Origin of the sequence: Azospirillum sp. Sh1 (genome assembly GCF_008365135.1) — a bacterium.
GTDB lineage: Bacteria > Pseudomonadota > Alphaproteobacteria > Azospirillales > Azospirillaceae > Azospirillum > Azospirillum oryzae.
The window spans coordinates 1-10,218 of record NZ_VTTK01000073.1 but is presented as its reverse complement, the minus strand read 5'-3'; the positions used below and the strand labels follow the sequence as shown (position 1 = coordinate 10,218).

Genomic DNA, 10,218 nt, shown 5'->3' with positions numbered 1-10,218 from the left:
AGGGGGGGGGGGGACTCGCCCACCACCCCGCTCCCGGGGGGGGCGGGGCCCCCCCCCCCCCCCCCCCCCCCCCCCGCGCGCGCCCCCCCCCCCCCCCCGGGGGGGGGGGGGGGGGGGGGGGGGGGGGGGGGGCCCCGCACGGGGAGGATTCTCGGGAATGGGCCGCAATGCACCCCCCTCACCCTAACCCTCTCCCCGGGGGGGAGAGGGGACTTTCCGCACCGCCTTGTGCAGCGCCTGCAGCAACGTGTCGATCCGGTAGGGCTTCGGCAGCACCGCGATGCCTTCGGTGCGCGCCACATCCTCGCTGTAACCGGTGGTCAGCACCACCGGCAGGCCAGGGCGCAGGATGGCCGCCTCGCGGCTGAGGTCGACGCCGCTGAGCCGGCCCGGCATCACCACGTCGGAGAAAAGCAGGTCGATCCGCTCTTCGCCGGCCAGCAGCGGCAGCGCCTCGTCGGCGGAGCCGGCGCGCAGAACGGTCCAGCCGCTCTCCTCCAGCGCCGCCGCGACGGAGGAGGCGACGACCGGATCGTCCTCCACCATCAGCACCCGCGCGCCCGCGATGAACGGCCCGGCCGCGTCGGCGGAAACGGCCGGCGCCCGCGGCACCCCGGCCGTGGCGCGCAGCAGCAGGACGATGCGGGTTCCCTCCCCCGGCCGGCTTTCGATCCAGACGGTGCCGCCCGCCTGCCTAGCCAGTCCATAGACCTGCGCCAGACCGAGGCCGGAGCCCTTGCCGACCTCCTTGGTGGTGAAGAAGGGGTCGAAGGCCTTCGCCGCCACCTCCGGCGCCATTCCCATCCCGGTGTCGGCGACCGTCAGACGCAGGAAATCCCCCTCCAGGCCTGCTCCTTCCAGCCCCGATGCGTCGCCGGGACCGAGCGTCCGGTTCTCCGCCTCGATGGACAGCGTGCCGCCCTCCGGCATCGCGTCGCGCGCGTTCACCGCCATGTTGATGAGCGCCAGCTCGAACTGGGTCGGATCCGCCTCGATCGGGTGGAGGCAGGGGGCAAAGCGGGTTTCCAGCCGGATGTCGGCGCGGAGCGCGCGTTCCAGCAGTCCGGCCATGCCGAGCACACGGTCGCGCACGTCGATCGGTTCCGGGCGCAGGCTGTCGCGGCGGGCGAAGCCCATCAACTGCTGGACCAGCTTGGCGCCACGGTCGACCGCCTGCATGCCCGCCTCCAACAGCGGTGCCAGCTTCGGCTCGGCGCTGCGGCGGCCGATCATGGTCAGGCAGCTGCTGAGCGCCTGGAGCAGGTTGTTGAAGTCGTGCGCCACGCCGCCGGTCAGCTGGCCCACCGCCTCCATCTTCTGCGCCTGACGCAGCTGGTCTTCGGCCCGGCGCAACGCCGCCTCGGACTCCTTGCGCGCCGTCACGTCGCGTCCGACCGCATGGATGAAACGGTCGTCCGGCACCGCGGTCCAGGAGATCCAGCGATAGGATCCGTCCTTGTGGCGATAGCGGTTCTCGAACCGCATGGTGGTCAGGCCGGATTCCAGCCGGCCGACCTCCGCCACCGTCGCCGCGCGGTCGCCGGGATGGACAAAATCGAGGAATGCCGCGTTCTGCAGCTCCGCCTCCTCCCAGCCCAGCAGGGTGGTCCAGGCCGGGTTGACCGCGGTGATCGTGCCGTCGAAACGCGCCACCAGCATGATGTCGGTCGACAGCCGCCACATACGGTCGCGGTCGGCGGTTCGCTCCGCCACGCGCTGCTCCAGCGTCGCATTCAGGGCGCGCAGGGCGTCTTCGGCGCATTTGCGGTTGGTGATGTCGTAGCAGGCGCCGAGAAGCCGCGCCCCCTCCCCATCCCTATCCCCGGTTATGGCCTGCGCCCGCCGGGCGATCCAGCGCTCCGCCCCGCTGTCCGGCCGATTGATGCGGTATTCGACATAGCCCAGCCCATCCTTCGGTACCTGTCCGGGCCGCAGCGTGTTCAGATTGGGCCGGTCATCCGGGTGGATCAGGGCGACCAGTTCCTCCAGTTGCACCAACGGGCGCTCCCCGATGCCCCAAAGGCGGCAGAATTCCGGCGACACCGCCACCATGCCGTCGGCCCGCAGTTCGAAGGTGCCGATCCCGCCGGCATCCTGGGCGATGTGCAGCCGCTGCTGGCTCTCGCGCAGCGCCTCCTCCGTCTGCTTCATGCCCGTCACGTCGCTGCCCTGGACGAACATGCCCATGACCTGACCCTGGTCGTCGCGGATCGGCTGGAAGACGAAGGTGACGAAGCGCTCCTCCAGCGGCGCGCCGGGCCGCCGGGCGATCCGCGCCGGCATCCCCTCGCCGACGAAGGGCTCGCCCGTCGCATAAACCTGATCGGCCAGTTCGAAGAAGCCCTGGCCGACGATCTCCGGCAGCGCCTCCCGCGCCGGCTTGCCGATGATGTCGCGGCGGCCAATCAGGTCGAAATAGGCGTCGTTCGCCATCTCATAGACATGGTCGGGTCCGCGCCAGACATACATGAAGCCCGGCGCCTGCCGGAACAGCGCCCGCAGCCGCTCGTTGGCGAGCCGAACCTCCTCTTCCGCCCGCGCGCGCTCCACCGCCGACGTGGTCTCGGCGACGATGCAGAGGAAGCCACCGGTCCGCCCGGCCTCGTCGGTGATCGGCGTGTAGGAAAAGGAGAAATAACAGTCCTCGACCGCTCCGCGCCGCTCCAGTCGGACCAGCAAATCCTCGTGCAGCAACGATTCCCCGTCATAGACGCGGCGGACGAGGTCGCGGGCCTGCGGCCAGGCGTCGGGCCAGACCTCCCTCATCGGCCGGCCCAGCGCCTGTGGGTGACGGGTCCCGAGAATGTCCAGGTAGGCGTCGTTGTAGAGGAAGGCGACGTCCGGTCCCCAGCCGATGAACATCGCCTGCCGCGACCGCAGCATCAGACGGACCGTGGCACGCAGGTCCTGCGGCCAGCCTTCCATCGGGCCGAGCGGCGTGGCCGCCCAGTCATGGCCGTGCATGAGCGAACCCATCTCTCCCGCCCCGGTCGAAGCGACGGGCGGAGACACCCCGGCCGAAAGCGGGCTCACCGGCGCCGTCCGGCGCCGGCAGGAAGCGGATAACCTTGGACGTTCATCAAAGCGGTCGAATGATCGGAGACGAATTGACAGCCTTATCCCACGCAAACGGAGTGGTGTGATAGCTATCCAATCGTCAGCCCACCGTCCGCCTGCCCGCGACCGCGTGGTAGATCCACAGGACGACGATCGCGCCGAAGATGGCGACCAGAATGCTCCAGATGTTGAAGCCGGTGATCCCGGCGCCGCCGATGATGCTCATCAGGAAGCCGCCGACCAGCGCGCCGAGGATGCCCAGCACGATGTCCATGACGGCGCCCTGCCCCGACTTGTTCACGATCTTGGAGGCGATGAAGCCCGCGATCAGGCCCAGAATGATCCAAGCGATGATACCCATGGCCGTTACTCCTTTGCGGTGAGTGGTCGTTGGTGTCGGCTCCGGCCGTATCGCCTCAACAGAACGTTGATCTCCGAACCGAGGAGGATCACCAGCCCGGCGATGTAAAGCCAGAGCATCAGCGTGATGACCGCGCCGATGCTGCCGTAGGTGGCGTCGTAATCGGCGAAATGGCCGGCATAGAGCGAATAGCCGAGCGAGGCCGCAATCAGCAGAGCGGCGCCGACCACGCTGCCCGGGGAAATGAAGACGAAGCGTTCCCTGACATTCGGGCCATAGCGGTAGATCACCGCGAAGCCCAGCAGCAGCGCCAGGACGATGACGACCCAACGAAAGGTCGAAAAAAAGTCAGCAGCAATCCGGAAAAGCCGTACCGGTTGCCGATCCAGTCCTGCAGGATGCCGCCCAGCACGATCAGCGAGAAGGCGCCGATCACCAGGATTTCGAAAAGCAGGCTCAATCCCAGCGCCACCAGACGGGCGTGGATGAAGCTGCGCGCCTCCTTCACGTCGTAGGTGATGTTGAGCTGCTGCATCACGGCATACATGCCGGTGGTGGTCGCCCACACCGTTCCCAGCAGGCCGAAGGACAGCAATCCGCCGCGCCGCTCCCCGGTCACCTGCCCCACCACGTCGCGGACCAGGCCGGACGCCTGATCGGGCAGTGCCTGCGCCAGCAGATCCATGATCGCCCGATCCACATTGTCGATGGGCAGGTAGGGGATGATGCTCATCGTCGCGATCAGCGCCGGGAACAGGGCGAGCGTCAGGTAGAAACCGAGTGCGGCGGCCCCGTTGAAGACATTGTCCTCGGTCGTCGCGCGATAGAGGTCCCGGAGGAAGCGTCCGGGAGATACCCCTGGGAACATGACGGATTTCCGTGATGGGCGCGGACGCTGCCCGGGGCGTGGCCCCGCGGCGACCGTGCCGCGGGGCCTTGCGTCCTCAGCTCTTGCCTTTCAGGGCATCCTTGACGCCGCCGACGGCGCTTTCGGCCTTGCCCTTCGCCTTGTCGGCGGCGCCTTCGGCCTTCATCTTCTCGTCGCCGGTGACCTCGCCGACGCCCTTCTTGATGCTGCCCTTGGCCTTGTCCATGGCGCCTTCGGTACGGTCCTTGTCCATGACGTCCTCCTGATCCCGTGGGTTCGACCGGAGTGAAGCCGGCCGTCGTCACTATCAACCCTCGAGCGGGCGTATCGTCACACGCCGGCGTTACAGGCCGGCCTGCGAAGTCAGCGCCGCCGGCGGCGGGTCCGCCGCCTCTCCGGCCAGTTCCCTGGCCGGCGCCGTCGCCAGCGCCGTCTGCAGATATTCCAGGAACGCCCGTTCGGCGCGGTTCAGCTTGGCCTGCTCGTTCCAGATCAGGTGGACGTTGACCGGGGCGATGCCTTCGTAGGGCGGCAACTCCCACAGCAGCCCGTCATCGACGTCGCGGGCGGCGATGTGTTCGGGCAGCGGGCCGATGCCGAGGCCGCAGAGGATCATCCGCCGCACCTCCTCCAGATTGGCGGAGGACGCGACGACGCGGCCGGCGAAGCCCTCCCGCGCGCGGAACAGGGTCAGCGGCGACAGGGCGCCGTCGATCTGGTCGGAAGTGAAGGAGACGAAATTCTCGTGCCGCAGTTCGGCGATGTCGATGTCGTGCTGGCCGAACAGGCGGAATCCGGGACCGCAATAGAGCCGGTAGGTCTGGCGCAGGAAGATCTGGCTCGACAGCCCCGGGATCGGTTCGCGCAGCAGGCAGATCGCCATGGCGCCGACCCGCTGCTGCAACGCGATATGCGCGTCGGCCGACGCCATCACGTCGATGCGGAAGGTCACCTGCGGGTACATCCGGTGGAACTCCCGCAGCGAACGGTCGAGCAGCGGGGTCTGGATCCGGCTCGTCATCAGGATATGGACATGGCCGCTGATCTCGTCCTTGGCGTCGCGCACCATGGCGCCCAGCCGGGACACGGTGGCATGGATCGACACCGCCTCGTCATAGACCTGCTCGCCGGCGGCGGTGACGGCGAAGCGTCCGGGGCCACGGTCGATCAGAGTGCGGCCAAGCTGTTCCTCCAGCCGCTTCAGCGCGAGGCTGACCGCCGGCTGCGTCAAAAACAGGCGGACCGCGGCCTTGGTGAAGCTCCCTTCCTGCACGATCACCATGAAGGTGCGCAGCAGGTTCCAGTCCATCTGCTGGCCCAGTCGGGCCAATGCCTGCCGTTCCGCCTCGCTTTCCGTCAACGCCCTGCCCCTCTCCATCGGTGCCCGATTCCGGTGCATCCCTGCTGCCGCCCAAATTCTACGCACATGATCGCACTGTGAGCAACTGCGGCATAAATCAGATTCATAGGCCAAATGAAAAATGCTTATTTGCCTGATCGATTTGTTCATCGCCTAATCGACACATGGCGACCCTCAAACATCGCCAAGCCGGACACTGCATAACGCGCCGATATGGCGGTCATATCCATTAGGGATAGGCCGCAACGCAACAGATTCGTCTTTTTCCACCCGCCCGCGCAGTCATACCGCAGAGGCGCAGAGGATTTGGGCGGAGGATTTGGGCAGAGGATTCGGAATGACACGAGATACGGCAGCCCGTCTCGACCATGCCTTGCCGGACCCCGGCCTGCGCGCCGCGATCCTGGATGCCGCCGACGCGGCGCAGGGGGATTGCGTCTCGCATCTTTCCGAACTCGTCCGCCAGCCCTCTCTGCTGGGGGAGGAGGCCGGGGCGCAGGCGCTGATGGCCGACCGCTTCGCCACATTGGGGCTGGAGGTCGACCGGTTCGACATCGACGAGCAGGCGATCTCCCGCATGCCGGGCTTTTCGCCGCCGGTCCTGCCCGGCGCCTATGCCGGCCGCGAGAACGTCGTCGGCGTGCACAAGCCGCGTGAAGCGAAGGGCCGCTCGCTGATCCTGAACGGCCACATCGACGTGGTGCCGACCGGCCCGGCGGAGCTGTGGACCACCCCGCCCTTCGAGCCGCGCATCGCCGACGGTCGCCTCTACGGCCGCGGCGCCGGCGACATGAAGGCCGGCATCGCCGCCTACACCGCCGCCTTCGCCGCCTTGCGCACGCTGGGCTATCAGCCCGCCGCCCCGGTCTATCTGCAGTCGGTGATCGAGGAGGAGTGCACCGGCAACGGCGCGCTGGCCTGCCTGCATCGCGGATACCGCGCCGACGCCGCCGTGATCCCGGAGCCGTTCAACCACTCCATCTCCGTCGCCCAGGTCGGGGTGATGTGGCTGCGGCTGGTGCTGACCGGCACGCCGGCCCATGTGCTGGACACCTCGGCGGGCGTGAACGCCATCGAGGCGGCCTACGCCCTGGCCGCCCATCTGAAGGCGCTGGAGGTGCGGTGGAACGAGCCGTCCTGCCGCCACCCCGCCTTCTGCGGCCATGCCCATCCCGTCAACATCAATCTCGGCCGGATCGAGGGCGGCGAGTGGCCGTCGTCAGTCCCGACACGCTGCGCGCTCGACCTCCGGCTCGGCTTCTTCCCCGGGCAGGAGCCGGAGGCGGTCCGCGCCGAGGTCACCCGGGCGGTGGAGCAGGCGCGCTCCACCGACCCGGCCCTTTCCGGCGTCGGCATCGAGTTGCAGTGGAACGGCTTCCAGGCCGCCGGCTGCGAGATCGACCCGGCCCATCCGCTGGTCACCATGCTGGCCGACAGCCATCGCGCCGTGCGCGGCGGCGATCCGGAACTGGTGGCGCTGACCTGCACCACCGACGCCCGCTTCTTCCAGCTCTATGGCGACACGCCCGCCACCTGCTACGGGCCGGAGGCGACACGCATCCACGGCATCGACGAGTCGGTGTCGCTGGACAGCCTGCGCGACGTGACCCGCGTGCTGGCGCTGTTCATCGCCGGCTGGTGCGGCCTGGAACCCATCTGACCCTTTCCTTCCCGACGAGACCCGCCCGATGATCGCCGCCACCCTGAAAGCGAACGCCGCCCACGCCCCTAGCGCCACCCGCGACTGCTCCGACGTGGAGTGGAAGGTCCGCACCGATCTGGCCGCCGCCTACCGGCTGTTCGACCGGTTGGGCATGACCGACCTGATCTACACCCACATGTCGGCGCGGATCCCCGACACGCCCGACCATTTCCTGATCAACCCCTATGGCCTGATGTTCCACGAGGTAACGCCCGACAACCTCGTGAAGGTCGACATCGACGGCAATCTGGTGGACGGGCGCGACGGCGACGCGATCAACCCGGCCGGCTTCACCATCCACAGCGCCGTGCACCACGCCCGCCCGGACGTCGGCGCGGTCATCCACCTGCACACCGACGCCGGCATGGCGGTCAGCGCCCAGGCCGACGGGCTGCTGCCGATCACCCAGCATTCGCTGCGCTGGTACAACCGCCTCGCCTACCACACCTACGAAGGCATCGCCTTGGATCTGGCCGAGCGGGAGCGGCTGGTCGCCGATCTCGGCAACCACCACAGCATGATCCTGCGCAACCACGGCCTGCTGACCGCCGGCCAGGACGTCGCCGAGGCGGCGGTGCTGATGTACTACCTGGAGCAGGCCTGCAAGCAGCAGATCATGGCGATGGCCGGCGGCCGGCCGCTGGTCTACCCCTCGCCCGAGGTCTGCGAGCACACCGCCCGGCAATATGAACGCGCCTATCCCCGCGCCGGCGTGCTGGAATGGGACGCCCTGCTGCGCTGGCTGGACAGCACGTCCGGGCAGGTGGGGCCGCGGTGAGTAACGTGCTGTTGCCCCCTCCCCGACCCTCCCCCGCTTCGCGGGAGAGGGTGCCTTACCCGAAGCGGCGGCAGTCCCCTCCACCGCCACAGGCGGGGGAGGGTTAGGGAGGGGGCATTCGAAGCCAACACCCCCCAACAAGAAACACCGACACGACAGGGTCGCTGATACCACCGACACATTTCTGGAGACGAGGACACCCGATGACCAGACGCCTTACCGGTATCCCCGCCAGCTTCCGCCGCAGTTTTCAGGGCGGTTTCACCCGCGGGTTCCACCGCGCCGCCGCCGCCGGCCTGCTGGCCGCGGCACTCGCCATCCCCGGTACGGCCGCCCTGGTCGCCGCTCCGGCCATGGCCCAGGAGACGCCGATCCGCGGCGGTGTCCTCAACTCCATCGTGCAGCCGGAGCCGCCGACCCTGATGCTGGGCCTGAACCAGCAGGGTCCGACCCAGACCGTCGCCGGCAAGATCTATCAGGGCCTGCTGACCTACGATCAGAAGCTGAACCCGCTGCCGTCGCTGGCCAAGAGCTGGACGATCTCGCCGGACGGCCTGACCTACACCTTCAAGCTGTTCGAGAACGTCAAGTGGCACGACGGCAAACCGTTCACCGCCAATGACGTGGTCTTCACCACCTCCAAGTTCCTGATGGAGGTCCACCCGCGCGCCCGTGCCGTGTTCAGCCGCTGTGAATCGATTACGGCGCTGGACGACCACACCGTCGAGTTCAAGCTGAAGGAGCCGTTCCCGGCCTTCATCCAGGCCTTCGAGGTATCGTCGGCCCCGATGGTCCCGGCCCACATCTACGAGGGCAGCGACTACCGCACCAACCCGGCCAACAACACCCCCATCGGCACCGGCCCGTTCAAGCTGAAGGAATGGGTGAAGGGCAGCTATATCCAGCTCGTCCGCAATGAGGATTACTACAAGGAAGGCCTGCCCTATCTCGACGGCATCACCTTCCGCGTGATCCCCGACGCCGCCAGCCGCTCGCTGGCGCTGGAAAGCGGCCAAGTGCAGCAGACCCAGTACAGCGACCTGGAACCCTTCGAGGTTCCGCGCATGAAGGCGCTGCCCAACCTGACCATGACCACCGCCGGCTACGAGTTCGTGGCGCCGCTGTCGTGGCTGGAGATCAACCACCGCGTCAAGCCGCTGGACGACAAGCGCTTCCGCAAGGCCATCGCCTACGCCATCGACCGCAAGTTCATCCGCGACAAGATCTGGTTCGGTCTGGGCCGCGTGCCGACCGGTCCGATCAATTCGGTCGTCAAGTTCTACGACCCGAAGGTCACCACCTACGAGCCCGATCTTGCCAAGGCCAAGGCACTGCTGGACGAGATGGGCCTGAAGCCCGACGGCAAGGGCGTGCGCGCCACCGTCAAGGTCATGCCGATGCCCTATGGCGAGACCTGGACCCGGCTGGGCGAGTATCTGAAACAGGCGCTCGGCAAGGTCGGCATCGCCGTGGTGCTGGAAAGCACCGACGCCGCCGGCTGGGCGCAGCGTGTCGCCAACTGGGATTACGAGATCACCACCAACTTCCTCTACCAGTACGGCGACCCGGCGCTGGGCGTGGCCCGCACCTACATCTCGTCGAACATCCGCAAGGGCGTTCTGTTCACCAACACCATGGGCTATTCCAACCCGAAGGTGGACGAGCTGTTCGCCAAGGCGTCGCAGGAGATCGACCCGGCCAAGCGCCAGGAGCAGTACAGCGAGGTCCAGCGCATCCTGTCCGACGAGCTGCCGGTCGTCTGGCTGCTGGAGATGGAGTTCCCGACCTTCCTCGACAAGCGGGTGAAGAACGCCAACACGACGGCCATCGGTGTCAACGACACCTATGAGAGCGTCTGGCTGGCGAAGTAGTCGCCCTCCTCCCCTACTATCCCCTCTCCCCCCCGGGGAGAGGGTTAGGGTGAGGGGGACGCGCGGCAGCCCCTCCCCGAGAATCCACGCTATGCCCCCCCCCCCCCCCCCCCCCCCCCCCCCCGGGGGGGGGGGGGGGGCCGGGGGGGGGGGGGGGGGGGGGGGGGGGGCGGTGGGTGCGCGGGGGGTGGTGGCTTCGGCCCCCCCCCCCCCCCCCCCCC

The 10,218-nt window shown here is 68.2% G+C and carries 9 protein-coding genes; 3 read left to right on the top strand and 6 right to left on the bottom strand.

All coding sequences use genetic code 11. The features are described 5' to 3' along the window. Positions 1 to 183: 183 nt before the first annotated feature. The 6 genes from FZ029_RS32415 to FZ029_RS32390 all read right to left on the bottom strand — a co-directional run bounded on the left by FZ029_RS32415 (position 184) and on the right by FZ029_RS32390 (position 5,664). Positions 184 to 2,976 carry a PAS domain S-box protein gene (locus FZ029_RS32415; RefSeq protein ID WP_149274270.1) on the bottom strand — a complete coding sequence of 931 codons (2,793 nt, stop codon included), beginning with the start codon at positions 2,974 to 2,976 and terminating at the stop codon, positions 184 to 186. Positions 2,977 to 3,157: 181 nt separating this feature from the next. Further along, positions 3,158 to 3,418 (bottom strand): GlsB/YeaQ/YmgE family stress response membrane protein, encoded by a 261-nt coding sequence (locus FZ029_RS32410; RefSeq protein ID WP_149274268.1) that lies wholly within the window; start codon positions 3,416 to 3,418, stop codon positions 3,158 to 3,160. Between the two features lie 5 nt (positions 3,419 to 3,423). Next, positions 3,424 to 3,708: a YihY/virulence factor BrkB family protein gene (locus tag FZ029_RS34040; RefSeq protein WP_188052150.1), complete on the bottom strand. Its 285-nt coding sequence runs from the start codon at positions 3,706 to 3,708 to the stop codon at positions 3,424 to 3,426. Further along, positions 3,705 to 4,286 carry a YhjD/YihY/BrkB family envelope integrity protein gene (locus FZ029_RS32400; protein ID WP_149274264.1) on the bottom strand — a complete coding sequence of 194 codons (582 nt, stop codon included), beginning with the start codon at positions 4,284 to 4,286 and terminating at the stop codon, positions 3,705 to 3,707. The genes FZ029_RS34040 and FZ029_RS32400 overlap by 4 nt, the downstream gene beginning before the upstream one ends. Before the next feature lie 76 nt (positions 4,287 to 4,362). Beyond that, positions 4,363 to 4,539: a CsbD family protein gene (locus FZ029_RS32395; protein WP_149274262.1), complete on the bottom strand. Its 177-nt coding sequence runs from the start codon at positions 4,537 to 4,539 to the stop codon at positions 4,363 to 4,365. 90 nt (positions 4,540 to 4,629) lie between these two features. After that, positions 4,630 to 5,664, bottom strand: a complete 1,035-nt coding sequence (locus tag FZ029_RS32390) for a LysR family transcriptional regulator (RefSeq protein ID WP_247892608.1) — start codon at positions 5,662 to 5,664, stop codon at positions 4,630 to 4,632. 319 nt (positions 5,665 to 5,983) lie between these two features. Between FZ029_RS32390 and FZ029_RS32385 the strand changes: the two genes are divergently transcribed. From FZ029_RS32385 to FZ029_RS32375, 3 genes are all read left to right on the top strand, one after another. Continuing rightward, entirely contained in the window at positions 5,984 to 7,306 is a 1,323-nt protein-coding gene (locus FZ029_RS32385) for an ArgE/DapE family deacylase (RefSeq protein ID WP_149274260.1), read from the top strand. Between the two features lie 28 nt (positions 7,307 to 7,334). Beyond that, positions 7,335 to 8,126, top strand: a complete 792-nt coding sequence (locus tag FZ029_RS32380; RefSeq protein ID WP_149274258.1) for a class II aldolase/adducin family protein — start codon at positions 7,335 to 7,337, stop codon at positions 8,124 to 8,126. A 203-nt stretch (positions 8,127 to 8,329) separates the two neighbouring features. Then, on the top strand, positions 8,330 to 9,997 hold the full coding sequence (locus FZ029_RS32375; RefSeq protein ID WP_149274256.1) for an ABC transporter substrate-binding protein: 1,668 nt from the start codon (positions 8,330 to 8,332) through the stop codon (positions 9,995 to 9,997). The last annotated feature ends 221 nt before the right edge of the window (positions 9,998 to 10,218 follow it).